The following is a 26478-nucleotide window of genomic DNA, read 5'->3' on the forward strand; positions in this document are numbered from 1 at the left end:
GCGCCGGCGCTTTCAATGTTCCAAGAATACTCGACTGCGCCGCCCGCTCAGCCGATCTCCGCCAGCCGGTCGAGCGCCGCGCGCAGCTTTTCTTCTTCCTCTTCGCGCCGGGCGAGGTTCTCGCGGGTTTCGGCCACGACCTCCTCGGGCGCGGATTTCGCGAATTTCGGGTTCTTGAGCCGCCCGCGCAGCTCGCCCAGTTCCTTGCCGAGCTTGGCCAGCGCCTTTTCCAGCCGCGCCTTTTCCGCGTCCACGTCGATGATATCCGCCAGCGGCAGGCCGAAACTGCCGCCCTCGACCGCGACCGTGACGCTGCCTTTGGGCATCGTTTCGACCTCTTCCAGGCTCTCGATCCGCGCCAGCCGCTTGATCATCGCCTCGTTGCGGGCCCATGCCTGCCGCCCGGCCGCGTCAAGCGACGTGACCACCATCGGGATCTGCAGCCCCGCGGGCACGCCCATCTGCGCACGCGCCGAGCGGACCGATTCGATCAGCGAGATCGTCCAGTTCATCTCGCGATCCGCGTCCGCGTCGATCAGGTCGGCGCCGTAACCGGGCCAGTCGGTGTGCGCCAGCATCGCGTCGCGCTGCCCCAGCGTGCCCCAGAGCTCTTCGGTGATGAAGGGCATGATCGGGTGCAGCAGGATCAGGCACTGGTCGATCACCCAGGCCATCGTGGCGCGCGTCTCGGCCTTGGTCGCGTCATCGCCGTCCATGAGCAGCGGCTTGGAGAACTCCACATACCAGTCGCAGACCTTGCCCCAGACGAAGGCGTAGAGCGCCCCCGCCGCATCGTTGAAGCGGTATTGCGCAAGCGCGCCGTCCACATCGGCGCGCGCGCGGGCCACCTCGCCCACGATCCAGCGGTTCACGGTCGCCTCGGGCGCGGGGAGATCGTTCTCAGAATAATCCTGGCCCAATGCGGCCGCCGTGGCGTCGTTCATCTCGGCAAAGCGCGCGGCGTTCCAGAGCTTCGTCCCGAAATTGCGATAGCCCGCGATGCGTTGCGTGCTGAGCTTCAGATCGCGGCCCATCGCCGCCATCGCGGTGAGCGTGAAGCGCACGGCGTCCGCGCCGTAATCGTCGATCAGCTCGATCGGGTCGAGCACGTTGCCCAAGGATTTCGACATCTTCTTGCCCTTCTCGTCCCGGACGAGGGCGTGCACGTAGACGTCGCTGAACGGTTTTTCGCCGACCACGGCGTATTGCATCATCATCATCCGCGCGACCCAGAAGAAGATGATGTCGAAGCCGGTGATGAGGGTCGAGGTGGGGAAATACTTGCGCAATTCCGGCGTATCCTCGGGCCAGCCCAGCGTGCCGATGGGCCAGAGGCCGGAGGAGAACCATGTGTCGAGCACGTCGGGGTCGCGCGTCAACGTGACGCCTTCACCGGCCTTCGCCTGCGCTTCGGCCTCGGTCGGCGCGCAATACTGGTTGCCGTTTGCGTCGAACCAAACCGGGATCTGATGCCCCCACCAAAGCTGGCGCGAGATGCACCACGGCTCGATATTCTCCAGCCAGTGGAAATAGACCTTGCGGTCGGCCTCGGGCATGATCCGCACCTCGCCCGAGCGGACGGCGTCGAGCGCGGGGCCGACGATCTGCGCGGTGTCGACGAACCACTGATCAGTCAGCATCGGCTCGATCACCACCTTGGAGCGGTCGCCGAAGGGCTGCATGATCGGCTTGTTCTCGACCAACGGGACGGCCGTATCCTCGCGCGTCTCGCCGCCTTCCTCGGGCGCGACCGGCGCCTTGGGCGATCCGAGCCGCGGATCGGTCGGCGGAACCATGACCGCCAGCCCCTCGGCGGTGATCTGCTCCACCACGCGGGCGCGCGCCTCGAACCGGTCGAGACCGCGCAGATCGTCGGGGACGAGGTTGACGGCATCGACACTATTCTCATCATCGACCGAAAGCCCCTCACCGGTGTCGATATGAAAACCTTCGGGCGCTCTATAGCCATTTCGGACCAACCAATTGGTGGCGTGACGCTGAGCTTCGGATGCCGCCTCGGCGTAGGGCGCGCCGTCGGCGCGCATCGCGCCCTTCGTGTCCATCAGGCGATACATCGGGATGCCGCCGCGCCTGGCGACTTCGTAGTCGTTGAAATCATGCGCGCCGGTGATCTTGACCGCCCCCGAGCCGAAATCGGGATCGGGATACTCATCCGTGATGATCGGGATCAGGCGGCGATGCTCCTTCGGGCCCACCGGGATTTCGCAAAGCTGCCCGACGATCGGCGCGTAGCGCGCGTCATCGGGGTGCACCGCGACCGCGCCGTCGCCAAGCATCGTTTCAGGCCGCGTTGTGGCGATGGAAATGTAATCGCGCTCTTCGCGAAGGGTGACGTTGCCGTCCTCGTCCTTCTCGACATATTCGTAGGTCGCCCCGCCCGCGAGCGGATACTTGAAATGCCACATATGCCCCGGCACTTCGGTATTCTCGACCTCGAGATCGGAAATCGCCGTCTCGAAATGCGGATCCCAGTTCACCAGCCGCTTGCCGCGATAGATCAGCCCCTTGTCGTACATGTCGACAAAGACCTTGATGACCGCGTCGTGGAAATTGGCGCTGCCCTCGTGGCCGGTGCGCGTGTCGCCCGCCGCGCCGGCCATCGTGAAGGCGGTGCGCGACCAGTCGCAGGACGCGCCGAGGCGCTTCAACTGCTCGATGATCGTGCCGCCGGATTTCTCCTTCCACTCCCAGACCTTGGCGAGAAACGCCTCGCGCCCCATTTCGGCGCGCGACGGCAGGCCCTGTTCCGCCAGCATCCGTTCGACCACCATCTGCGTGGCGATCCCCGCGTGATCCACACCCGGCTGCCAAAGCGTGTCGTAACCCTGCATCCGCTTCCAGCGGATAAGAATGTCCTGCAACGTGTTGTTGAACGCATGGCCCATGTGCAGCACGCCGGTCACGTTGGGCGGCGGGATCATGATGCTGAACGGCTCGGCCCCTTCGCGCGCGTTCGCGCCCGCGGCAAAGCTGCCGGCGCGTTCCCAGGCGTCGTAGATTCGCTTCTCGGCCGCGCCCGCGTCGAAGGTCTTGTCCAGTGCCATTGCGTCGGTCTCCGCTGCATCCCGCTGTTCCCGCAGTGGTTAGCGAATGACGCGGCGAAGGGGAAGTGCGCCGCTGCGAAAAGCAGCAATGGCTGTGTCAGGCGCGCGGCTCAGTGGTGAGCGGAACGCGGACGCCGGGGCGGATCACATCCGGGTCGTAGGGCGTGCGGGCGAAGACCTCCTCGACCATCGGCGCGAAGAAGTCGAGCGGCAGGTCGTCGTAATCCGGGTCGAAGCTCGCCTGGTCCCAGCGTTCGCAGAATTCGGCGCAGTCGTCGAAATAGGGGTGGCCGCGATGGCGCTCGCGCTTGTGCTGGTCCGCGCCTTCAAGGTGCTGGCCGTAATAGAGCATCTGGAAGTCGCCGTGTTTCTCGACCACCCATGTGCATTGCTCGCGCACGAAGGGCTTGAGGATCGTCGCGGCGTATTCGTCGTGGTTGTAGGGCGCGTAGATGTCGCCGATGTCATGCAGCAGCGCCGCGACCACCCAATCGGTATCCGCCCCGTCGCGCCAGGCGCGGCTGGCGGACTGCACCGAATGGCCGAGCCGCGTGATCTGGTAGCCCGAGAGGCTTTTGTCGAGGTCCACGAGCGCCTTCAACAGGCGCTTGGCGGTGTGCTTGGTGTGGTCGATCTCGTGTTCGTTGAGGAATTCGTAGTCTTCTTTCGTGCCGTCCTTCATTCGGGTAAAGCTGACGCGGTCCATGTGCTGCCCTCCTCACATCCTGTCATACGTAGAAACCTGTTTCCCGGCGCCTTTCGCAAGGGCCTTGGCCTGAACCGTGCGGATTTCCTCGCAGAGCGCAAGGGCCGCGGGGCGAAATTTACGGTCGGCGGCATGCAGTGGACGAAATGCCCCGAACGGTCGGCGGCATGATTTGCGGCTGTCAGGCGCGACTCGCTCCATCTGCTTTGGACAGTCGGCGCGATAGCGTGTCAGGCGCGTATCGCGATCGGGAATCTTCCGCGTCAGCGGCAAGGACCGCCCGCCCCTGCGCGCAGCGCCGAGACCAGATGCCGTCGGTGTCGATATCGCCGCAAGAGGCGCGAAGGGTCAGGCCACGTCGCGCAGCGCCACCTTGGGCGTGACGCCCAGCGCATGGCAGATGTCGCGCGTCAGTTCGGGGCGGTTCAGCGTGTAGAAATGCAGATCCTCGACGCCCTCGTCGATCAGCCTGCTGCAGAGTTCGGTCGCGATCGCGGTGGCGAGCAGTTCGGTGCGCCCGTCGCGCTCTGCCGTCTCGAACGCGTTGTCGAGCCACGTGGGGATGGTCGCGCCGCAGGCGGTGGCGAAGCGGCGCGCGTTGGGCCAGTTCTCGATCGGCAGGATGCCGGGCAGGATGGGTTTATCTATGCCCGCCGCGGCGCAGCGGTCACGGAAGCGCAGGAAGGTGTCCGCGCTGAAGAAGAACTGCGTGATCGCCTCGTCCGCGCCGGCCTCGAACTTGCGCTTGAGCCAGGCGACGTCCGCATCGTTATCCGCCGCCTCGGGGTGGGGTTCGGGATAGGCGCCCACGCGGATCGTGAAATCGCCGCGGGCCGCCAGCGCCTCGATCAGCGCGCAACTGTCCGAGTAGCCGTCGGGATGCGGCTTGAACCCGCCGGTGCCCTTTGGGGCGTCGCCGCGCAGCGCCACGATTTCGCGCACGCCGGCGGCGGCGAATTCATCGGCGATGGCCAGCGTCTCGGCGCGGGTCGCGTCGACGCAGGTAAGGTGCGCGGCCACGTTGAGGCCGGTCGCCTGGTAAAGCGTGCCGACCGCCTCGCGCGTCAGCTTGCGCGTCGTGCCGCCCGCGCCGTAGGTGACCGATACGAAGCGCGGCCCGAGCGGCGCCAGCGCGTGCACCGTGTCCCAGAGCCGGAACGAGCCTTCGAGCGATTTGGGCGGAAAGAATTCGAACGAGACGCGGGGTGCGGTCATCTTAAAGGTCCCTGGACACGGAAGAGCGAAGGCTTGCTTTCATCTGATCCGATTGTGTATGAGAAGCAAATTCATAATATTCACAAAGATCATGAGGACGACCGGTAGATGCATATCGAGTTCCGCCACCTGCGCACGATCCGGGCCATTCACCGTGCCGGCGGCCTTGCCCGCGCGGCCGAGCAGTTGCACATCACCCAGTCCGCGCTGAGCCACCAGATCAAGGGGCTCGAGGATCAGGCGGGGGTCGAACTGTTCGTGCGCCGCTCCAAGCCGATGAAGCTGTCCGCCGCCGGTCAGCGGCTGTTGCGCCTGGCCGAGAAGGTGCTCCCCGAGATCGAGGCGCTCGAGGCCGAGTTCAGCGGCGTGCGCGCCGGCAGCGCGGGGCGGATGCATATCGCGATCGAGTGCCACGCCTGTTTCGAATGGCTGTTCCCCGTGCTCGAAGCGTTCCGCAAGGCCTGGCCCGATGTCGATGTCGATATCCGCCCCGGGCTCGCCTTCGACGCGCTGCCCGCCTTGCAGAAGGAAGAGGTCGACCTCGTCGTTTCCTCGGACCCCGAGACGCTGCCGGGCATCGGCTTCAAGCCGCTGTTTGATTACGAGCCGGTGTTCCTGGCTTCGGCCGCGCACCCGCTCGCGCAGAAGCCGTTCATCGAGGCGGCGGATCTTCGCGACGAAACGCTGATCACCTACCCGGTGGACCGCTCGCGTCTTGACGTGTTCACCGAATTGCTGACCCCGGCCAAGATCGAACCCGCCGCGATCCGGCAGGTCGAACTGACAGCGGTGATCCTGCTGCTGGTGGCGAGCAACCGGGGCGTCGCCGTCCTGCCCGACTGGGTGGTGCGCGAGGTGCGCACCAGCAGCGACTATGTCGCACGCCCCATTACCGAAGGCGGGCTGACCAAGCGGCTTTATGCAGCGATCCGCGAAGACGACGCGGCCAAGCCGTTCATGGCGCATCTGCTGAAACTGGCGCGCGAGATCCCGGTGCGGTTGCAGCGGCGCGAGGCGGTGGCGTGAAATTCACCAGAACGGGCATCATCCTGAACTCCGAGAACTATCCGGAATGCCGCGATTTCTATGGCTCGATCCTGGAGTTGCCGCTTCTGGAGACCATCCGCCACGATGACGAGGAGATCACGGTCTTTGCCCTGGGCGATACGTATCTCATGGTCGAGCCGGGCGGGACGGCGTCGCCGGGCACGAAACCGCCCGAGCGTTGCCCGACGAAGTTTCGCTTCAACGTCGATGACGTCGAGGCCGCCTGTGCGCAGCTGAGGGCGAAAGGGGTGACCGTGCGCTTGCGTCGGCATGAATGGGGCACGACGGCGGAATTCGCGGACCCGGACGGCAACAGGTGCGCATTGAGGTCGGAGCATGACTTCAACGGATGACGCCCGGCCCGTGCGATGCGCGCTGAATACAGGCGCGCCCCTTGCAGACAAGCCTCACCCGGCCTATACGCGCGCCCTGACCCCAGCGGAGAAGACCCATGCCCGGTAGTGCAAACCTCAACGTGATGATGAAGGCCGCGCGCAAGGCCGGGCGTTCGCTGGCCAAGGATTTCCGCGAGGTCGAAAACCTTCAGGTTTCGATGAAGGGGGCGGGCGATTTCGTCAGCCGCGCCGACATCAACGCCGAGCAGATCATCAAGTCCGAACTGATGAACGCGCGCCCGACCTACGGCTGGCTGGCCGAGGAAGGCGGAGAGGAAGAGGGCAAGGACCCGACTCGGCGCTGGATCGTCGATCCGCTGGACGGGACGACGAATTTCCTGCACGGGCTGCCGCACTGGGCGGTTTCCATCGCGCTGGAACACAAGGGACAGATCGTGGCGGGGGTGGTTTACGACGCGCCCAAGGACGAACTGTTCTGGGCCGAGAAGGGCGAAGGCGCCTGGATGAATGAAACCCGCCTGCGGGTCTCCGGACGCCACAAGATGATCGAGAGCATCTTCGCCACCGGCGTGCCCTTCGGCGGGCGCAGCGACCTGCCGAAGACGTTGCAGGATCTCGCGCGGCTCATGCCCGCCTGCGCCGGGGTGCGACGCTGGGGTTCGGCGGCGCTCGACCTCGCCTATGTCGCGGCGGGACGGTATGACGGATTCTGGGAGCGGCGGCTGAAACCGTGGGACATCGCCGCGGGGATGGTCATCGCGCGCGAGGCGGGGGCGTTCGTGGAGCCGATGGATGCGGGTGCGGAGTTGCTTGAAAGCGGGTCCATCATCTGCGCGAACAACGCGATTTTTGAAAAGTTCGCGCAGGTCATCCGGAATTAACGGATGCGCAAGTGCGCGGTTATGTGTGATCTTGACCTGTAATGCAGCGCCATGAGGGAAGGAATCAACATGATTGGCGGACTTCGCAAGTTAGTTTCCAAACTGATGAAACCCGCCGCGCCTACGTCCGGCGTCGATGCCTTTCTGGATCATGCGTCCGGTGTGATCCACATCGGCGCGAACACCGGACAGGAGAGGAAAGTCTACGCCGCGAAGGGTCTGAACGTGGCGTGGGTCGAGCCGATCCCCGACGTATTTGCCGAGCTCGAGGCCAATCTCCAGGGCATGTCGCGGCAACGCGCCTACCGATATCTCCTGACCGATCGCGACGGCGACAGGATCACGCTCAATATCGCCAATAATGGCGGCGCTTCATCTTCCATCTTCGACCTGAAGGATCACCGGAAAATCTGGCCGGAGGTGCATTACACCGGCAGCCTCGAGATGACCTCCACCACGTTTCGCAGTTTCGCCGAGGCCGAGTCTCTGGACCTCGGGGCGTATGATGCGCTCGTCCTGGACACGCAGGGGGCGGAGCTTCTGGTGCTTCAGGGTGCGGGGCAGTTGCTTGAACAGTTCCGGTTCATCAAGACCGAGGCCGCGGATTTCGAATCCTACGCCGGGTGTTGCAAGCTGGACGATCTGACGGATTACGTGGCCCGCTTCGGCTTTCGCAAGGCGATGCAGGTTCCGTTCGCCGGAGATGCCCAGAAAGGCCAATATTACGAGGTCCTGTACGAACGGGATGCTTGACGGACATTCGGCTCGGCGGATGACCCGGCTTCAGCGATCCGATGGATGATTGATCCCGTCGACCCAGCCGATTTCGCCCAGGTCGCGCGGGTTCACGCCCTCCAGCGCGCCAAGGTTGACGCCGCATTCCTCCGGGTCCGAGCGGCGGTTGTGATACATGTAGATGCCGCAGACCGAGCAGAACCAGTGCTTCGCCGTCATCGTGCCCCACTGGTAAAGCGTGAGCGTATCGGCGCCCCGCACCACCTCCACCCCGTCCCGCGGCGCGGTCACCGCGGCCGCGCCGCGGCGCGCGCAGAAGCTGCAATCGCAGCGCCGGGCGGTGCGCAGCCCGTCGGTGAGCGTGATGCGCAGTTCAACCGCGCCGCAATGGCAGGTGGCTTTCACGGGGTCGGTCATTTGCGCCTCACTTTCGGGATGCGGGTCCGGGCGAGCTCATAGCGGGCTTCGGGATGCGGGGGGCGTCCGTGTGTGCGGTCCCAGAAACGCGGCCCGCCCAGCCGCAGGAAGAGCGGCAGCGTCAGCACCGCCCCGGCCGCGAATCCGCCCGCATGCGCCCAGTAGGCCACGCCCCCCGCCTCGGGCACGGCGCTCAGCCCGCCGAAGAGCTGCATGATCATCCACAGGCCCAGCACGATCCACGCCGGCACCGGGATGATGTAGAAGAGAAAGATGATGATGATGAGCACGTCCACCTTGGCCCTGGGAAACAGCAGCAGGTAGCCGCCCATCACCCCGGCGATCGCGCCCGACGCGCCCACGGTCGGCACCTGCGACAGCGGCGCGGCGGCGACCTCGGCCAGCGCGGCGGCGACGCCGGCGGCGGTGTAGAAGGCGAGGTAGGGCAAATGGCCCATCTCGTCCTCGAGGTTGTCGCCGAACACCCACAGGAACAGCATGTTGCCCGCGAGATGCATCCAGCCGCCATGCAGGAACATCGAGGTGAAGAGCGTTGCGTAATCGCCGTTTTGCGTGATGAGGACCGGGGTCACGCCCCAATCGTAGTAGAACATCATCAGTTCGCGGAAGTCGCCCGAGAGCGCCGGCCAGTAGGCGAGGAACACCACCACGTTGATCGCGATCAGCGCGTAGGTGACATAAGGCGTGCGCCCCGAGGGGTTATGATCGCGGATCGGGAACATGGCGTCACGTTGGCGGGCGCGCGCGTGGCGGTCAAGCGCCCATCGAGCGCCCGTCCCGGCCCGGGGACCGGGGCGGGCGCGTCATCTTCAGGCCGCGCCGCCCAGCAGCGCGGCGTTGCCGCCCGCCGCGGTGGTGTCGACGCAGACGTGCCGTTCGTGCAGCGCGTGGCCGGTATCCGGCAGGCCGGTGATCAGCGGCAGGATCGGTCCGCTGCGCCGGCTCAGCGCCAGCGCATAGTCGCGCCCGGTTTCGCCGTCCCCCCACCAGATCGCGCCGGACAGACCGGTGAGCGTGGCGAGCGCCTCGGGGTCCACATGCCCCGTCGCAACGGTCGCCACGCCGCCAAGCTCCGTCACGGCCCTGGCCTGCGCGTCGGCGGCCTCCCTGCCCGGCCCCATGCACAAGAGCGGCGCGCGGTGATGGGTGGTCAGGCGGTTGGATTCGCCCGTCGGGCCGGGCAGCACCAACGCCTCGCGCGGGGTGATGGGATGCGTCGCGGTCTTGTCGAGCGCCTTCTGCACGTCGCCCGCGGGCATGTCGCCCGACCATTCGCCCGCGGCGTCCGGCGCAGGGCGCGCGGTAAAGCGCGGCAGGTAGTGTGGCCCGCCCGCCTTGGGACCGGTGCCGCTCAGCCCCTCGCCGCCGAATGGCTGGGAGCCGACGATCGCGCCGATCTGGTTGCGGTTGACGTAGATGTTGCCCGCGTGCACCCGCTCGGTCACGTGCTGCACGCGGTCGTCGATACGCGTCATCAGCCCGAAGGTGAGGCCATAGCCGGTGGCGTTGATCGCGTCGATCACGGCGTCGAGATCCTCTCCGTCGAAGGTGGCGTAGTGCAGCACCGGGCCGAATACCTCGCGCTCGAGGTCATTGATGCCGTTCACCCGGATCAGGGTCGGCGCGACATAGGTGCCCGCGTTGGGCGTCTTCAGCTCATGCATGAGCCGCCCGTCGGCGCGCGCGGCCTGGATGTGCTCCGCTATGCCGCGCCGCGCGGTCTCATCGATGACGGGGCCGCAATCGGTGCTGAGATCCCAGGGCTTCCCGATCACCACCGCGTCCATCGCGCCCCTGAGCATGGTCAGGAAATCCTCGGCGATGTCCTCCTGCACGTAGAGGCATCGCAGCGCGGAACAGCGTTGCCCGGCGGACTGGAACGCGCTCTCGATGATGGCCTGCACGGCCTGTTCGGGCAGCGCGGTGCTGTCCACGATCATCGCGTTCAAGCCGCCGGTCTCCGCGATCAGCGGCGCGCCGGGGGCGAGGTGTTCGGCCATCGCGGCCCTGATCTTCATCGCCGTCGCGGTGGAGCCGGTAAAGGCCACGCCGTCGACGCGCGCGTCCGAGGTCAGCGCCGCGCCCACCTCGCCGCCGCCGGGCAGCAGTTGCAGCGCAGCGCGCGGCACGCCCGCCTCGTGCATGAGCGTGACGGCGAAATGCGCAAGGATCGGCGTCTGTTCGGCGGGTTTCGACAGCACCGCGTTGCCCGCGGCCAGCGCCGCCGAAATCTGCCCGGTGAAGATCGCAAGCGGGAAGTTCCACGGGCTGATGCAGGTGAACACGCCCACCGGCGGCGTTTCCGGCGCGTTGGCGGCGTAGTACCGCAGGAAATCCACCGCCTCGCGCAGTTCGGCCACGGCGTCGAGCTGGCTCTTGCCTGCCTCGCGGTGCAGGATCGCGAAGATCTCGCCGAAGTTCTCCTCGTAGAGGTCGGCCACCTTGTTCAGCACGCGCGCGCGCTCTTCCGGCGTGGCCTCCCACGGTTTCGCATTCGCCAGCGCCGTTTCGATGTCCGCCGCGCTTGCGTGGGCCACCGTGCCGGGACTGTCGGCCGGGTCGGCGGGGTTGATCACGTCGCCCGGCGTCTCCGGGCTGGCCTCGCCCGCCAGCAGCGGCGCGGCCTGCCATTCATGGCTGGCGAAGGGCGCGCGGGCGGCGTCGATCGCATCGAGCGTTGGCTGGTGGGTAAGGTCGAACCCCTTGGAGTTGATACGCTCGGGCAGGAACAGTTCCGGCCCGGTGGGCAGGTCCACATGCGCCGTCTCGTATACCTCGAACGGATCGCGGGCGACCTCTTCGGGGGGCACGTCCTCATCGACGATCTGGTTGACGAAGCTGGAATTCGCCCCGTTTTCCAGCAGGCGTCGCACGAGATAGGCCAAGAGGTCGCGATGCGCGCCTACCGGCGCGTAGATGCGGCAGCGGGTGCCTTCGCTCTTGAGGATGATGTCGTGCAGCGCCTCGCCCATGCCGTGCAGGCGCTGGAACTCGAACTTGTCCTTCGCGCCCGGAAGTCCCTCGGCCATGTCGAGGATCGCGGCGACCGTATGCGCGTTATGGGTGGCGAATTGCGGATAGATCCGGTCGGTCATCGACAGGAGCTTGCGCGCGTTGGCGATATAGCTGATGTCGGTCGCGGACTTGTGCGTGAAGACCGGAAAGCCGTCGATGCCCTCGACCTGCGCGCGCTTGATCTCGGTGTCCCAATAGGCGCCCTTGACGAGGCGCACCATGATCCTGCGATCCAGCCGCGTGGCGAGATCATACAGGAAATCGAGCACCTGCCCCGCGCGCTGCCCGTAGGCCTGCACCACGACGCCGAACCCGTCCCACCCGGCAAGCGCGGGTTCCGACAGGACCGTTTCGATCACCTCGAGCGACAGCGCCAGACGATCCGCCTCTTCCGCGTCGATGTTGAGCCCCATGCCGGCCGATTTCGCCAAAAGCGCGAGCCCGCGCAGGCGCGGCGCCAGCACCTCCATCACCTGCTCGGCCTGCGCCACCTCGTAGCGGGGGTGCAGCGCCGAGAGCTTTACGGAAATACCGGGATTCTTCGCGATCTCGTCATGGGTGCAAGCCTCCGCGATAGCGGAAATCGCGCGCGAGTAGCTGAGGTGATAGCGCGTTGCGTCCTTGTCGGTGCGCGCCGCCTCGCCCAGCATGTCGTAGGAATAGGTATAGCCCTTCTTCTCCATGCCGGCGGCGCGTTTCATCGCCGCCTGGATGTCTTCGCCCAGCACGAACTGGCGGCCCATCTCGCGCATGGCGCGCCCGACCGCGGTGCGGATCACCGGCTCGCCCAGCCGGCGCACGGCGTTGCGCAGGTGGCCGACGGGGCCTTTCTGGTCTTCCTTCAGCACCCGCCCGGTGAGCATCAGCGCCCATGTCGAGGCGTTGACGAGGCTCGAGGCGGAGCGGCCCATGTGCTTGCCCCAGTCGCTCGGCGCGATCTTGTCCTCGATCAGCGCGTCGATGGTCTCGGCGTCGGGCACGCGCAAGAGCGCCTCGGCGAGGCACATCAGCGCGATCCCCTCATCCGTGGAAAGGCCGTACTCGGCGAGGAAGACCTCCATCAGCCCCGGATCGGAGGAAGTGCGGATATCGCGCACCAACTGGGCGCCACGGGCGCTGATCCGCTCGCGGTCCTCGGGCGAAAGCGCGGCCTGCGCCGTCAGCCGCTCGATTGTCTCGGCCTCGTCGGCATAAGTATTGAGGTCGATCGAGCGGCGCAGTTCGGTGTCGTAAGGCATGATGGTCCCCCGTTCAGTCACCCGCAGGTGATTGGCCCCAAGTATCAGGTTGGATGCGGCCGGTTTTCCCGATAAGGGCCGAATGGAGGGTAGATTGCCCGAAGATCGGAGTAAAGACGATGCGAAAGGACCGCCCCGCGCTCGACCGGTTCGACCACGCGATTCTGCGCGTTCTCGCCGGCGACGGCCGGATGAGCGTGACCGACCTCGCGCAGCGGATCGGCCTGTCGAAATCGCCCACCCAGACGCGGCTGCGCCGGCTCGAGGCGGCGGGCGTGATCACCGGCTACCGCGCGCTGATCGACCCCATTGCGCTGGGCCGCGATCACGTCAGTTTCGTGGAGGTGCGCCTGACCGACACGCGCGAGGCGGCGCTGGCGGCGTTCAACGCGGCGGTGGCGCGCATCCCCGAGATCGAAGAGGCGCATCTCATCGCGGGGAATTTCGACTACCTGCTGAAGATCCGCACCGGCAACATGGCCGATTACCGCCGCGTGCTAGCCGAGCATATCTCGACCCTGCCGCATGTCTCGGGAACCTCGACCTACGTGGCGATGCAGGCGGTCAAGGACGCGGGCCCGACCGGCGCGGGCTGAGCGAAATGTGATTTGACCCGCGGGCGGGGCGCCTCATGATGGGTCATCATGCGCCTTGCCCAACCTCTTGTCGCGCTCGCGCTCCTTGCAACCTCGCCTGCGGAGGCCGCGGAATGCCCGCCTGCGCCCGATCACGCCGCGGCGCTGCGCGCCCTCATCGCCGAGGCGAGAGCGGCGCCGAACGAGGCCGCCGGGCGCGGCGTGTCGCACCGGATGTGGGCGCTTTGGACCGATGCGCCGGACGCCGCGGCGCAGGAGCTGCTGGATACCGGGATGGAGCGCCGCGAAGTCGGTGATTTCATTGGCGCGATGAAGGCGTTCGAGGCGCTGGCGGCCTATTGCCCGCACTACGCCGAGGGGTACAACCAGCGCGCCTTCGTGCATTTCCTGCGCGGCGACTATGCCGCGGCCCTGCCGGACCTCGAGCGCGCGATCGAAATCACGCCCACCCACGTGGCGGCCCGCACCGGCCTTGCGCTGACATTTATCGGACTGGGCCGCGAGGGCGAGGCGGCGCTGGCCCTGCGCGCGGCGCTTGCGATGAATCCGTGGCTCGGGGAACGCAGTCTGCTGCCGATGCTCGAAGCAGAGGAACGGGACCTGTAGCGCGCTTTACATGCCGCGCACAGACCGTATTCTCGCGCCATGATGCGGGCGTGATGGAATGGTAGACATACCGGACTTAAAATCCGTTGGGGCCTAGCCCCGTGTGGGTTCGAGTCCCACCGCCCGCACCAGGTTCACCCCGACACGGCCCCGCCGGAGTGTAGTGGCCGAATACCTGCGCAAGAATGACGATCCGCCCGCCCTCACGCCTCCGTGGAGAGCAGCCTTTCGCGCAGCGCCAGCATTTCTTCGCACACCTCCTCGAGATCGGCGACGTCGAACCCATCGGCATGGGCGAAATTCTCGGCCGTCAGCAACTCGGCCAGACGGCCGTGGAAGGTGGCCCGCCCGTCAGAGATGGTCAGACCGTTGGCGCGCTCGAACGCATCGTTCCACGCGACCGCCTCCGCCTCCGTCACGCCAAGCGGCAGGTCGAGCGACAATCCGCCGCCGTCGAGCGCGACCGGATACCCGCCGGGCAAGCCGTTCGGTCCGGGCGCATGTCCGCGCCAGGCGCGCCCCGCGACGAGCGCCAGGATCAGGGTGACGCCGCTTGCGCCGGATACTTCGATCGCGGGTTCCGGGGTCAGCCGGCAGTTCCGAAAGGTCGCGAACGGATCGGCATGCTCCGCGTCGTCGATAAAGACGCGCGGCGCCGGCCCGTCGCGATCCTGCGGACGACGCCGCCACGGGGCCAGGCATTGATACTGCGCCAGGATCTTCAGCTCTCCCTCGGGCCGTCCGGGCGCCCCGTCAAAGACGTTGGACAGGATGGCGATGTTGCCGGTGCCGCAAAGCACCTCATGTCCCATCGCCGTTATCATCCCGTTGACCACGTCCGGAAAGGAACAGTTGATGAGCGGCGTGCCGGGGGCGGTCGCGCTGATCGCCGCAGCCATGCGCGAGGAAATCAACGCCTGGAAGATGGCCGTCGCGCTCAGCCCGCCCTCGGCGACGAGCGTTGTCCACCGCGATCCCTTGTCCGAGATGACCGAAGAAGTCTGGATCGAGGCCGCCTGCACCACGACGCCCGGCCGAAACTTCTTGAGCAGGCTGTCGCTGGCCCCCTCGCCCAGCAGATCAATCCGCTCGGTGCGGAACCGCGCGGGCGTGGCGAACATCGCGGCGCGCGCATTGCCGGCTGTCTCCAGCCAGCTCAGCCGGTCTTCGTTGCGGCCGGCGATCACGACGTTCACCGGCTCCTTCGCCGTGGCCGCGATATCGAGCGCGATCCGGCCCGCGAACATGCCGGTGCCGGTGATCAGGACGTCGGTTTTCATGAGCAGATAACCTTTCTTTCCGGTTGTGGCCGCTCCCACAGGCCGTCGGGTCGGGATGGCAGCATGTGCTTGCGGATGCGTTGGCTGGGGGTCTTCGGGAACGCGTCGAGGAAGGCGATGAACCGAGGCTGCTGGTAGCGCGCCAGGCGCTCTTCGAGCCAGGCGCTGATGGCGGCGGCGTCGGGTTGCGCGCCGGTCCGGAGGCGCACGAAGAGCAGGATGTCCTGCTCGCCGATCTCGCCGGGAACGCCGACCATTGCGCTTTCTTCGATATCGGGGTGCCGGTTGGCGACGGATTCGACCTCGAAGGCAGACACGTTCTCGCCCTTGCAACGCACGCTGTCGGAAAGACGCCCGTGAAAGCGCAGCAGGCCGTCCTCGTCCCACGAACCGGCGTCGCCGGTGTGGAATCCATCCTCCAGCAGCACCTCGGCGCTCGCCTCGGGGGCGTTGTAGTAGCCGGCGAAGATCGCGCCGTCGACATGGCTGTTGATGACGATCTCGCCGCGCCCCTCGCCCGGCGCGAGGCTGCGCCCGGTCTCATCCTGGACGCGGATATCGAACCATGGCAGTGGCCGGCCGACCGCCCCGACGACGCCCTCGGTGTTGCTGGTGCTGATCGAAGAGGCCTCCGTCATCCCGTAGCATTCGGTGATCTTCACGCCGAAGCGTTCCTCGAAGGGGCGCCATACGGCCGCCGCGCAGCCGCCGCCCCATGCGATGCGGGCCCCGTGAGCGCGGTCATGCGGTGACGGCGGCTGCTTCAGCAGAATTTGAAGGATGCCGCCCAGGTGATGGATATGGGTGCACCCCGCGTCGGCGACCTGCCGCCAGAAGCGGCTGGCCGAGAAACGGTCGGCGATGGTCAGCGTCACGTCGCAGAGGATCGGCAGGACGATAACCTGCGCGCCGCCGACGTGATAGAACGGTTCCCACATGAAGAGGTTGTCGCCGGGCCGGATCGCCGCCACCTGCTCGACTCCGCGACTTGCGACCTCGAGCATGGTCTGCGTCACCTGCACGCCCTTGGCCGGGCCGGTCGTCCCCGAGGTGAACATGATCGCGGCCAGGGCGTTCGCGGGCGGGATTGGAAAGTCCGCTGCGCCCGCCCTCTGCGGGGCGGGCGGCAGATCGGGATCGCTCAGCACCAGGATGCCTTCGCTGGGCTGCGCCTCGCAGGCCGCCACCGTGTCGTGAAGGCCCGGATCGCAGACCACGACCGCGGCCCCGACCAGCCGGATCGCATGCGCGAGCCCCTCACCGACCAGCGCGGGATTGACCGGCACCCAGATCATGCCGGCCCGCAGCAGCCCGTGGATGAGCGCCAGCGCCGCCGGGCTGTTGCGCGTCATCACCGCGACCTTGTCCCCGGGCCGTATCCCTGCCGCGGCGAGCCAGGCGATCATCGCGTCGGCGGCGTCCGACAGCGCGCCAAAGGTGATGTCGCCCCCCTCCGCCTTGCGTGCAAAGATGCGTTCCGGCGTGGCCTTGGCCCGCTTCCGGAAGGTTTCCGCCAGTCCCTCGATCTTCATGGTCCGCCCCGAAATACTCAACTGCGCCTCGCTAGGGTGATCGCGTGCGTGCCGCCCGCGCTAAGACTTCTGAACCCGTTGCGCCGCGACCAGCATCAGGGTGACGATCACGAGGATCACCACGGAGACCGCCGCGAGCGTCGGGTTGAGTTGCAGATACATGTCGTCCCACATCTGCTTGGGCAGGGTGGATTTCAGCCCGCCGCTGATGAAGAGCGCGATCGTCAGTTCGTCAAAACTCGTCACGAAGGCAAAGAGCGCGGCCGCGATGATCCCGCCGCGCAGCAGCGGCAGGGTGATCAGCCGCAGAACCGTGATCCGACCCGCGCCGAGCGTCGACGCCGCATCGTCAAGCTGCCAGTCGTAGCCCTTGAGCACCGCCCCGATCGCGATGAAGGTGAACGGGATCGCCAGCAGCGTATGGCCGATGATCAGCCCGATATTGGATGCGACCAGTCCGATCTGCGCCATCAGGTAGAACAGGCCCACCGCGATCACGATCCGCGGGACGATCATCGGCGCCAGCATCAGCCCGAAGATCACGCGCGAATACCTGCTGTCCGACCGCGCCAGCGCGAGCGCGGCGAACCCGCCCAGCACCGTCGCCGCGAACGCCGTGGCGAAGGCGACCCCGAAACTGCGGATGGTCGCGGAAATCCAGATGGCGGAGTCGAAATACGTCTGGAACCAGCGCATCGAGAAGCCCGGCGGCGGAAAGGTCAGCGCCCTGTCGGACGTGAACGCAAGCGGCACCACGATCATGGCGGGCGCCAACAGGAAGAAGAAGATGACGAGAACATAGGCGAACTTGATCGGTTGGCGTCCGTCCTCGCGCCCGCCCAGGCGGTCGAAGGGCGACGTCAGCCAGGCGAGCCCCGCAAGCGTCTTCTGCCCCAGGGCGCGCAGCCACTGGCCATGGGTCTTGCCGCCCGCGGAACTTGCCGATGTCAACGTCGACAGGCCGAAGAACCGGTCGTAAAGCCAGATCGACAGCAGCGCCGCGACCACGAGCATCACCGACAACACGGCCGCGAACGCCCAGTTCACCAACTGCTGCACCTGCACGATGATGATCTGCGCGAGCATCGTCTCACCCCGTCCGCCCAGGTAGGCCGGAACGATGAAGAACCCGAGCGAGGTGATGAAGGTGAGCAATCCGCCCGCTGCGACGCCGGGCATGGTGAGCGGAAACTCGATCAGCCAGAACCGCTGCGAGCGGCGCGCGCCCATGCTCCCGGCGGCCAGCGACAGTCGCTTGTCGACATTGGCCATGACCGGCACCATCGTCAGGATCGCCAGCGGCATCATGGCGTGCACCATACCGATGATGACGCCGAGTTCGTTATACATCAGGCTGACGGAATCCTCGGCCATTCCCGTGCCGGTCAGGATCGAATTGATCAGCCCCTTGTCCCCCAGCATGATCATCCATGCGAAGGTCTTGACCAGATAGGACGTCCAGAACGGCAGCAGCACGAGGAACAGCCACTTGTTGCGCTTGTCGTCCGGCATGGCGGCAAGCCAGGACGCCAGCGGATACCCCAGCAGCACCGAGAAAAGCGCGGTCAGCGCGGAGATGCGGAAGGTGATTCCGAGAATGCGCATGTAAACCGGCGTATCGGCAAGCTTCTGATAGTGACTCAGCGTGAAGGCGGCGGTATCCGCATCCTGCATGCTGAGCCCGATCAGCCGCAGCATCGGCAACACGAGAAAGACCGCGATGAAGGCCAGCGCAGGCGCCGCGAGCCATATCGGGCCGAGCTTCAGCCGCCCTGTCCAGCCGGCGCGCGCCGCGCTCACGATACGATCCTTCCTGCATCCGCGGGCCAGTGCACGGTGACCTCGTCGCCCGCGCTCAGGCCGTTCATGTGCGCCGGATCCTGGCGCACCGTGATTTCGGTGCCGTCCGGCAGGCCAAGAAGCAGGCGGTTGTCCGACCCGATATAGACGATATCGCGCAGGCTGGCCCGCAATTCGTTCATTCCCTCGCCGCCGGCCGGGCCCAGGCTCAACTGCTCGGGGCGGATGATCAGGGCGTGCTCCGATCCATTGACCTCGCGCGCGCCGAATCGTCCCCGGAAGGTTCCGGCGGCGGTTGCGATGCGCGCCATGCCGTCGGCCTCGCGCCCCTCGACCCGACCGCGGAGCAGGTTGGAATGACCGATGAAGGTGGCCGCGAAGATCGTCTCCGGGTCCGAGTAGATCTGATGCGGGGTTCCCACCTGTTCGACCCGGGCGTGGTTCATCACGCAGATCCGGTCCGACAGAACCAGCGCCTCTTCCTGGTCGTGAGTGACATAGATCAGCGTCGTGCCGAATTCGCGGTGCAGCCGGCGAATTTCAAGCTGCATGGTTTCGCGCAGCGCCTTGTCGAGCGCGCCCAGCGGCTCGTCCATGAGGATGATCTCCGGCCGGAAAACGAAACAGCGCGCCAGGGCGACCCGCTGCTGCTGCCCGCCCGAAAGCTCCCTCGGAAACCGGTGCCCGAACTGGTCGAGTTGCACCTTCTCGAGCGTTTCCGCGACCCGCCGCCTGATCTCGTCCGCGCCGATCTTGCGCATCTTCAGCGGAAACGCGACGTTCTCCGCGACGGTCATGTGCGGGAAAAGCGCGTAATGCTGAAAGACGAGGCCCATGTCGCGGTCATGCACCGGCCATCCGGTCCAGTCCTCACCGTCGATCAACAGCCGGCCCGACGTCGGCGGCGTGAGGCCCGACACCATCTGGAGAAGCGTCGTCTTGCCCGATCCCGAAGGTCCGAGAAGGGTCAGGAATTCGCCCCGCTGAATGTCGAGACTGGTCGGCTCGAGAGCGGTGAACCCGCCGTATTTCTTGGAAAGGCCGTCAATGCGGATCTTGGCGGTCGTTTCGGTCATGCAGTGTCAGTTCCGATAGCGTCATGCGACGAGGGCGAAAAGCCGCCGGCAGGCGCGAGGCCCGCCGGCGGAAGTTGCAGGGAAACCCGGCGGCTCAGGTCAGCAGCCAAATGTTGAAGCGCTCGGTCATCTCGGCGCGGTTCTCTTCCCACCAGGCCTCATCCGCGATCCGCATGCCCGCAAGGTTCTCGGGCGCGGTGGTGAGGACCTTGGCGCGTTCGGCGTCGATATAGTCATACGCCTTGAGATTGGTCGGGCCGTAGGACAGGTCGTCCGTGAACAGCGCCTGCTGTTCGGGCCGGCTGCAGAAGGCGACGAACTCGCGGGCGGCGTCGCCCTTGGGCCCGCCCTTGGGCAGACCCCAGCCCTCGATCGAGTAGAGCCCCTGGTTCCAGACGATCTTGGCCGGCGCGCCGGAATCGATCGCGGCCTGCAGGCGGGCGTTCCAGCCGCTGGTCATGTCCACCTCGCCGCTCTGGAGAAGCTGCGATGTCTGCGCGCCGCCGGTCCACCACACGGCGATATCGTCCTTGATCTCGTCCAGCTTGGCGAAGGCGCGATCGACATCGAGCGGATAAAGGTCCTCGGGCGCGACGCCATCCGCCATCAGCGCCTGTTCGAGCGTGTCGATCGGGTTCTTGCGCAGCGCGCGTCGACCGGGGAAATTCTCGACATCCCAGTATTCCGCCCAGTTCGATGGCGGCTTCTGCACCGCTTCGGTATTGTAGCCGAAGACGGTCGAATAGACGTCGATCCCGAGGAAATTGGGATGGACCGCCTCCGGCATCATGTCGCCGGTCAGCGCGGGATCGAGGTTCAGCGGATCGAGCAGGTCCTCGTTCTCGAGGATGAGACGCGCCGACAGGGTCAGCGTGCAGACATCCCAGATATAGGTGCCGGTCTCGACGATCGACTTGAACTGCGCTGTCGGCTCCGCGTCCCGTGCGACCGAGACGATCTCGATCCCGGTTTCCTCGGCGAAGGGGTCGTAGAACGCCTTGCGATAACCCTGGGTGAAGGGACCGCCGGGATCGGCGACGGTCAGCTCGCTGACCTGCGCGTTGGCGCGGCGGCCAAGCATCGGAGTCGCCAGGGCGGCGGCGCCGGTGGCCAGAACGGTGCGGCGATCAAGCGCCATCTTGTTTTTCTTTGTCATTGTCGGATCTCCATCTGTTGGTATTTTGTTTTTCACAATTCCTTGGATTTGCTGCCTCGCCCCGACAGGCATTCCTGCGCCTGCCGGTTGCGCCTCATTTCTTCGCCCGCTTGGCGAAGAACTCCTCCATCATCGCCTGGGGCTCGCCGGCGCCGTAGGCCTCGTGCTGAATCCGGATGCCCGCCTCCATCGCGTCGTCATAGCCCGCTTGCGTCACCTCGGCGAAACGCTGACGGTTGAGGCGCATGGCGACCGGCGGTTTGTCCGCCAGATCCTCGGCAAGCGCCATCGCGGTCGGCATCACCTCGTCACGCTCGACAAGGCGGCTGATCAGGCCGAACCGGTCGGCCTCGTCCGCGTCCAGCATGCGCCCCGTCAACGTCAGGTCGATGGTGCGGCCCAGGCCGATCATCTCGCGCATGATCCAGTTGCCGGTGACGGTGGGAATGCCCGAGAGGATTTCCGGCTGCCCCATCCGCACGCCCGGATGCGCCACGCGCAGATCGCACAATAGCGCCACCTGGAAGGCCGACCCGGCCGCAACGCCGTTCAGCGCGGCGACGATCGGTTTCGATCCTCCGCGGAAGCAGGCGTAGAGCTTCTTCCACTCGCCCATCCACTTCTCGCTGCGGTCGGCGTCGAACGTCTTGCTCTCGCTCAGGTCCTGTCCAGCCCCGAACGCCCGGTCCCCGGCCCCGGTCAGGATGATCGCGCGGACGCTGTCATCCGTTTCGGCGGCCTCGAGCGCGTCGATCAGCATATCGCGCATCTCTGCGTTCCAGGCGTTCAGCTTCTCGGGCCGGTTCAGCGTGATGCGAAGCACCTTGCCGATTTTTTCAGTCAGGATGAGATCAGTCATGGTAGCCATTGCATTGTGATAACTTATATTGGATATAAATGCTGGAAAGCCGTTCTGTCAACTCTCTTCGGGCAGCGCTGGCATAGTTGGGAACTTGATGAGATATCATCGCCCCGGATGCGAACCGCATTTCAGGATCGACGATTGGAGAAACAGGTGACTTCGGACAACGCGAGCCCCACGAAAAAGTCCGACCCCCTCATGGTGCGCTCGGTCGCCAAGGCGTTTCGGGTGCTCGAAGCGTTCGATGCGCATCATCCCCAGATGACGCTGTCGCAGATCGCCGCGCGGACCGAGATGGACCTCAGCAGCGCGCAACGTTTCGCCCACACGCTTCAGACCCTGGGCTACCTCGAGAAGGACTCCACTACCCGGCAGTTCGAACTATCCGTGAAGACGCTCGACCTGAGCTATCGCTTCACCCGCACCTCGAGGCTCGTGGATCGCGCGATGCCGGTGCTGCAGCATCTCAGCAAGGAAACCGAGGAGACCATCAACCTCACCGTGCTTGACGGGACCGAAATCGTGTTCATCTCGCGCTTTCTCAGCCGTCATGTACTGCATACCGACGTGACCATCGGCACCCGCCTGCCCGCCTACTGCATGGCGCCGGGGCGGGCGATCCTGTCGCGCCTGCCCGAAGACGAGTTCGAAGCGGTGCTCGCCGCGTCCGACATCAGGGCGCATACGCAGAACACGATCACCGATCCGAAGGCGCTGCGCGAAATCATCGAACAGGCGCGCCTGGAAGGCTTCGCAACCGCCTTTGAAGAGCTCTATCACGGGGACGGCTCGATCGCGGCCCCGGTGCTCGGGGCGAACCGGAAGGTCATGGGCGCCGTCTCTGTCGCCGCTTCGACATTGCGGTACCGCCGCGAGGACATGATTTCCGCATTCGCGCCGATGATCCTCGCGGCCGCGCGATCGATTTCCTTCAGCTGACGGCGCCCCCTGGCAGTGCGAGCTTGACGCGCGGACAAATCTGCACTTTCTTATCACGATAGAAACTATTGCATTGTGGCAGCCATGACCCGCGGCGTGTTCCAACCTGTCAACGAAGACGCGCGCGCTTCCGTCCGGATCACCTTCGACGGGCGTCCTCTCGTGGCGATGGCGGAGGACACCATCCTTGCCGCGCTGCTGCGGCACGACGCGCAAATCGGAAATTCGGAATTCGACGGCGCCCCGCGGGCCGGGTTCTGCCTGATGGGAAGCTGCCAGGAATGCACCCTGTGGAGCGACGACGGCCAACGCCTGCGCGCCTGCATGACCGGGGTCCGGGACGGGATGATCCTGCGCTCCACCCCCTATGCGCAGGGACCGGGGGATGACTGACGCCGCTTCCGTCGTCATCGTCGGCGCCGGTCCGGCCGGCCTCGCGGCCGCGCGGCGGCTCGTCGCCGCGGGCATTCGCCCGGTCATCCTCGAAGAGACATCCCGCCCGGGCGGCCAGGGAACCCGCCGGCTGGCCCCGCAAATGGCGCGCCATCGCCAGCGGATGTTCGGCGCCGACGCCCCGGCGATCGCCGCGCGCGAGACGGCCGAGGACGCCGTGCTTGCCCAATGCGACTTTCGCCCGGACACGCTTGTCTGGGGGTGCTACGGCTCGCAGCTGGAGCTTCTGGGGCCGGAGGGATACGCAAGCCTGCCCTACACGCACCTGCTGCTCGCGGTCGGCGCCACCGACCGCGTGATGCCGATTCCCGGCTGGACGCTGCCGGGCGTCTTCACGCTTGGCGGCGCCCAGGTCGCGCTCAAGAGGCATGCGAATTTCGCGGGCTCACAGGTCGTCTTCGCCGGATCGTCCCCCCTGCTCTACCTCGCTGCCGCCCAGTATCTGCGGCTGGGCCATCGCAGGCTGACCGTGCTCGACACCACGCCGCTGGCCCGCAAGATTCGCGCTTTTCCCGCCATGCTGCGCCAGTCGCCGGGAACCACGTTCCGGGGCGTTTCCCTGATGGCCGAGTTGCGCCGCGCGAAGGTTTCGATGCATTTCGGGATCACGCTCAGAGGCATCGAAGGCGCGGACCGCGTCGAGGCGCTGCGCTACGCGGGGCGCAACGGGGACGAAATCCGCCTGCCCGCCGACGCGGTGGCGCTCGGGCACGGGTTGCGCCCCGAGACGCAACTGGCCGAGCTCGCCGGCGCGGCCTTCCGCTATGACGGGCGGCATCAACAATGGTTCCCCCGTATCGATGCGTTCGGCAGGGCGGGTGAGGCGCTCTGGATCGCGGGCGACGGCGCGCGGACAGCCGGAGCCGAGGCCGCCGACGCGGCAGGCTGCCTCGCCGCCGAGGGCATCCTCGCGGCGCTCGGGTTTCCCTCCGCCGACGCGCTGCAGCTCCGGCAGTGGCGCCGCCGGCTGGCGCGGCAGCAGCGGTTCCAGAACGCCATGACCCGCGCATTCCAGTGGCCCGCCGGGACGGCGCATGACCTCCCGGACGACACCATTGTCTGCCGGTGCGAGCGCGTCCGCGCGCATGAGATACGCAGCGCTCTCGCCGGCCCGCTGGCGCCTTCGGAAATCAACCGCGTGAAGGCGCTGACGCGCTGCGGCATGGGGCGCTGCCAGGGGCGGTTCTGTGGCCCCGCGCTGGCCGAACTGGTCGCCGATGCGACGGGCGAAAGACCGGGACGGCTGCGCGCGCAGGCTCCGGTTCGCCCAATCCCGCTTATCGCCAATCCCCGGACCGAGCGATGAAAGACGACTCCCACAGCGATGCGCTCATCATCGGCTGCGGCCTGTTCGGCGCCTTCACCGCGCTTTTCCTCGCCCGGCGGGGCCTGCGCGTGACGGTGCTGGAACGCGGCGCGGTCGGCGCGCAGGCCAGCGCGACGAATTTCGGCAACATCCGGCTGCACGGACGGTCGGCCGGGCAGTATCCGCTGTCGCTTCGCGCACAGGAACTCTGGGAGGAATACGCCGGCCTCACCGGCGAGGATTGCGAGATCGAGCTCACTGGACATCTCTATTTCGCGCGCACCGAAGAGGGTTGCGAAACGCTGCGCCGAGAAGCGGAAACCGCGGCGCAATTCGGCGTCGTCTCCGATGTGCTCCAAGGGCCGGCGCTGCGCGAAAGGTTCCCGTTCCTTGCGCCGGACATTCCGCTGGCGGCGTTCTCGCCGCGCAGCGCCGTGGCCAATCCGCGCCTCGCCACGGTCCCCGTGGCGCGCGCCGTGGAACGCGCCGGAGGCCGTGTGATCGAGAATTGCGAGGTCACGGGCATACGCGCGACCCCGGACGGGTTCGAGGCCGAAACCGGCGACGGGCGCCGTTTTTCCGCGCCGAGGCTCATCAACGCGGCCGGAGCGTGGGCGGGCCGGATCGCCGGGTGGTTCGGCGAACCCGTCCCGATGTTCAGCGCCGGCCCGCCGCAATTCGTCACCGAGCCGCTGCCGCACCGGCTCTTGCCCTCCGTTCACATGGTCGAGGGCGACGTGATCGTGCGGCAGGTGAGCCGGGGCAACGTGATCTTCTCGGGCTATCCACGCACGCATTCGCAGGCGGCGGGCGATCTGACATATGTCCCCCCCACGAAAACGTTGCGCGGGATGGACGCGCTCGCCCGCTGCATTCCGATGCTCGCCCGGGCCGAGGTGATCCGCGTCTGGTCCGGCGTGGAGGGATATCTGCCCGACATGCTCCCGGTCATCGGTCCCAGCACGACCACCCCGTCACTCTTCCACGCGTTCGGGGGCAGCGGCGGCGGATTCCAGATCGCCCCGGCCGTGGGCGAGGCGCTGGCGCGCGCGATAACCGAAGAAAGACTGCCCGACATGCTGCGCGGTTACGGGATCGACCGGTTCACGGCCGACGCCGCCGTATCGGCCAAGATCGTCCGGGAGTTCGACAAGCGCGGGTAACCCGCGATCACGGGATGCGAAACCCGTCCTCGATCGAGTTGATCCCCGTCTCCAGCGTGTCGAGCAGCTTGCGCGCCAGTTCGGGCATGCGTTCGTAGGCCGAAGTGTAGAGCCACATCGGCATGACCGCCGAGGGCTCGATCGGGCGAAAGACAAGGTCCTCGGCGCCCCAGCCGATGGTGGTCAGGGACGGAACCAGGCTGATGCCCTGCCCTTCGCGGACGAACATGCAGGCGGTGTCGGCCATCTGCGCCTTGATCGTCGCGTCCAGTCGCACGCCGGCGCGGTCGAACGCGTCCTGCACGACGCCCCTCGACTGGTCGTCGCGGCCGAGGGAGATCAGCCGCTCGCCCTCCAGCATGCGCAGGTCGATCACCGGCTCGCGCGCCAGCGGGTGTCCGGTCGGCAGCGCGCAGATCATCGAGCAATGGGTGAACATCTGGCAGCGCAGCCCCGGGTGGTCGCTGCGAATGAGTGAGATGCCGAAATCGGCGGCCTGCGTCAGCATCGAATCCGCGATGTTGCGCGACCCGCGCGTCATGATGGACAGCCGCACGTCGGGACGTTCCGCCAGGAACTGCGCGGCCAGCATGGGGAACAGCCGCAGGCTGATCGCGGGATAGGCCACGGCCGAAACCTCGCCCCTCTCAAGGTCGCGAATCGCGCGGGCGGTGTTCTCGATCCGCGCCACGCCGGTGATCAGCTTCTCGGTCTCCAGGTAGAGCCGGCGCGCCTCGGGCGTCGGCGACAGTCGCCCCGATGCGCGCGTGAACAGCGCGAACCCGCAGCTTTCCTCGAAGGCGCGAATCAGCTTGCTGACCGCAGGCTGGCTGATGAACAGACTTTTCGCGGCGCTCGTGACCGAGCCGCCCTTGATGACGGCGTTGAACGCCTCGATCTGCCTGATATTCGCACGCGCCATGCCAGCGTATATAACCGATTGGAATGGACTCCTAAACTAAATTCAATTGCGCGCCGGCGAAAGAGAGGCTTTGCTTGCCTCACGGAATCAA

Annotated in this window: 23 protein-coding genes and 1 tRNA gene; 11 read left to right on the forward strand and 13 right to left on the reverse strand. The window is 66.5% G+C overall.

The window, feature by feature from the left end:
• Nucleotides 1-47 precede the first annotated feature (47 nt).
• The 3 genes from D6850_RS13285 to metF all read right to left on the reverse strand — a co-directional run bounded on the left by D6850_RS13285 (nt 48) and on the right by metF (nt 4986).
• Entirely contained in the window at nt 48-3065 is a 3018-nt protein-coding gene (locus tag D6850_RS13285) for a valine--tRNA ligase (RefSeq protein WP_121167685.1), read from the reverse strand.
• A 97-nt stretch (nt 3066-3162) separates the two neighbouring features.
• The gene (locus tag D6850_RS13290; protein WP_121167687.1) at nt 3163-3771 is read right to left on the reverse strand and encodes an HD domain-containing protein; all 609 of its coding nucleotides are present in this window, start codon (nt 3769-3771) and stop codon (nt 3163-3165) included.
• A 348-nt stretch (nt 3772-4119) separates the two neighbouring features.
• Nucleotides 4120-4986 carry a methylenetetrahydrofolate reductase [NAD(P)H] gene (gene metF / locus D6850_RS13295; protein WP_121167689.1) on the reverse strand — a complete coding sequence of 289 codons (867 nt, stop codon included), beginning with the start codon at nt 4984-4986 and terminating at the stop codon, nt 4120-4122.
• A gap of 108 nt (nt 4987-5094) precedes the next feature.
• On the opposite strand from metF, the gene D6850_RS13300 reads away from it, so the two are divergent.
• The 4 genes from D6850_RS13300 (at nt 5095) to D6850_RS13315 (ending at nt 8023) form a co-directional block, all read left to right on the forward strand.
• Nucleotides 5095-6012 (forward strand): LysR family transcriptional regulator, encoded by a 918-nt coding sequence (locus D6850_RS13300; RefSeq protein ID WP_121167691.1) that lies wholly within the window; start codon nt 5095-5097, stop codon nt 6010-6012.
• A complete protein-coding gene (locus D6850_RS13305; protein WP_121167693.1) occupies nt 6009-6386 on the forward strand; it encodes a VOC family protein in 378 nt (125 codons plus the stop codon). The genes D6850_RS13300 and D6850_RS13305 overlap by 4 nt, the downstream gene beginning before the upstream one ends.
• 98 nt (nt 6387-6484) lie before the next feature.
• Nucleotides 6485-7270 (forward strand): inositol monophosphatase family protein, encoded by a 786-nt coding sequence (locus D6850_RS13310; protein ID WP_121167695.1) that lies wholly within the window; start codon nt 6485-6487, stop codon nt 7268-7270.
• A gap of 105 nt (nt 7271-7375) precedes the next feature.
• A complete protein-coding gene (locus tag D6850_RS13315; RefSeq protein WP_166434068.1) occupies nt 7376-8023 on the forward strand; it encodes an FkbM family methyltransferase in 648 nt (215 codons plus the stop codon).
• Nucleotides 8024-8053: 30 nt separating this feature from the next.
• On the opposite strand, the gene D6850_RS13320 is transcribed toward D6850_RS13315, so the two are convergent.
• From D6850_RS13320 to putA, 3 genes are all read right to left on the reverse strand, one after another.
• A complete protein-coding gene (locus D6850_RS13320; protein ID WP_121167699.1) occupies nt 8054-8422 on the reverse strand; it encodes a GFA family protein in 369 nt (122 codons plus the stop codon).
• Complete coding sequence (locus D6850_RS13325; protein ID WP_121167701.1) at nt 8419-9165, reverse strand: rhomboid family intramembrane serine protease; 747 nt, start codon at nt 9163-9165, stop codon at nt 8419-8421. The genes D6850_RS13320 and D6850_RS13325 overlap by 4 nt, the downstream gene beginning before the upstream one ends.
• A gap of 87 nt (nt 9166-9252) precedes the next feature.
• A complete protein-coding gene (gene putA / locus D6850_RS13330; RefSeq protein WP_121167703.1) occupies nt 9253-12696 on the reverse strand; it encodes a bifunctional proline dehydrogenase/L-glutamate gamma-semialdehyde dehydrogenase PutA in 3444 nt (1147 codons plus the stop codon).
• 119 nt (nt 12697-12815) lie between these two features.
• Between putA and D6850_RS13335 the strand changes: the two genes are divergently transcribed.
• From D6850_RS13335 to D6850_RS13345, 3 genes are all read left to right on the forward strand, one after another.
• Complete coding sequence (locus D6850_RS13335) at nt 12816-13292, forward strand: Lrp/AsnC family transcriptional regulator (protein ID WP_121167705.1); 477 nt, start codon at nt 12816-12818, stop codon at nt 13290-13292.
• Between the two features lie 48 nt (nt 13293-13340).
• Nucleotides 13341-13898 (forward strand): tetratricopeptide repeat protein, encoded by a 558-nt coding sequence (locus D6850_RS13340; RefSeq protein ID WP_121167707.1) that lies wholly within the window; start codon nt 13341-13343, stop codon nt 13896-13898.
• A 44-nt stretch (nt 13899-13942) separates the two neighbouring features.
• Nucleotides 13943-14029, forward strand: a tRNA-Leu gene (locus D6850_RS13345).
• A gap of 72 nt (nt 14030-14101) precedes the next feature.
• On the opposite strand, the gene D6850_RS13350 is transcribed toward D6850_RS13345, so the two are convergent.
• From D6850_RS13350 to D6850_RS13375, 6 genes are all read right to left on the reverse strand, one after another.
• A complete protein-coding gene (locus D6850_RS13350; protein ID WP_121167709.1) occupies nt 14102-15178 on the reverse strand; it encodes a hypothetical protein in 1077 nt (358 codons plus the stop codon).
• Nucleotides 15175-16710, reverse strand: a complete 1536-nt coding sequence (locus D6850_RS13355; protein WP_121167711.1) for a class I adenylate-forming enzyme family protein — start codon at nt 16708-16710, stop codon at nt 15175-15177. The genes D6850_RS13350 and D6850_RS13355 overlap by 4 nt, the downstream gene beginning before the upstream one ends.
• 60 nt (nt 16711-16770) lie before the next feature.
• Entirely contained in the window at nt 16771-18510 is a 1740-nt protein-coding gene (locus D6850_RS13360) for an ABC transporter permease subunit (protein ID WP_245964183.1), read from the reverse strand.
• Nucleotides 18507-19586 (reverse strand): ABC transporter ATP-binding protein, encoded by a 1080-nt coding sequence (locus D6850_RS13365; protein ID WP_121167715.1) that lies wholly within the window; start codon nt 19584-19586, stop codon nt 18507-18509. The genes D6850_RS13360 and D6850_RS13365 overlap by 4 nt, the downstream gene beginning before the upstream one ends.
• Nucleotides 19587-19680: 94 nt before the next feature.
• Complete coding sequence (locus D6850_RS13370; protein ID WP_121167717.1) at nt 19681-20742, reverse strand: ABC transporter substrate-binding protein; 1062 nt, start codon at nt 20740-20742, stop codon at nt 19681-19683.
• 94 nt (nt 20743-20836) lie between these two features.
• The gene (locus D6850_RS13375; protein WP_121167719.1) at nt 20837-21601 is read right to left on the reverse strand and encodes an enoyl-CoA hydratase/isomerase family protein; all 765 of its coding nucleotides are present in this window, start codon (nt 21599-21601) and stop codon (nt 20837-20839) included.
• A gap of 144 nt (nt 21602-21745) precedes the next feature.
• On the opposite strand from D6850_RS13375, the gene D6850_RS13380 reads away from it, so the two are divergent.
• The 4 genes from D6850_RS13380 to D6850_RS13395 all read left to right on the forward strand — a co-directional run bounded on the left by D6850_RS13380 (nt 21746) and on the right by D6850_RS13395 (nt 25465).
• Nucleotides 21746-22543 (forward strand): IclR family transcriptional regulator, encoded by a 798-nt coding sequence (locus D6850_RS13380; protein WP_245964184.1) that lies wholly within the window; start codon nt 21746-21748, stop codon nt 22541-22543.
• A gap of 84 nt (nt 22544-22627) precedes the next feature.
• On the forward strand, nt 22628-22936 hold the full coding sequence (locus D6850_RS13385; RefSeq protein ID WP_121167723.1) for a (2Fe-2S)-binding protein: 309 nt from the start codon (nt 22628-22630) through the stop codon (nt 22934-22936).
• Nucleotides 22929-24302: an FAD/NAD(P)-dependent oxidoreductase gene (locus D6850_RS13390; protein WP_121167725.1), complete on the forward strand. Its 1374-nt coding sequence runs from the start codon at nt 22929-22931 to the stop codon at nt 24300-24302. Before D6850_RS13385 ends, D6850_RS13390 begins: the two co-directional genes overlap by 8 nt.
• Complete coding sequence (locus tag D6850_RS13395; protein WP_121167727.1) at nt 24299-25465, forward strand: NAD(P)/FAD-dependent oxidoreductase; 1167 nt, start codon at nt 24299-24301, stop codon at nt 25463-25465. Before D6850_RS13390 ends, D6850_RS13395 begins: the two co-directional genes overlap by 4 nt.
• 7 nt (nt 25466-25472) lie before the next feature.
• Here the strand turns inward: D6850_RS13395 and D6850_RS13400 are convergent, their stop codons facing one another.
• A complete protein-coding gene (locus D6850_RS13400; RefSeq protein ID WP_121167729.1) occupies nt 25473-26387 on the reverse strand; it encodes a LysR substrate-binding domain-containing protein in 915 nt (304 codons plus the stop codon).
• Nucleotides 26388-26478 lie beyond the last annotated feature (91 nt).

Origin of the sequence: Roseovarius spongiae, assembly GCF_003651245.1 — a bacterium.
In the GTDB taxonomy this organism is placed as follows: domain Bacteria; phylum Pseudomonadota; class Alphaproteobacteria; order Rhodobacterales; family Rhodobacteraceae; genus Roseovarius; species Roseovarius spongiae.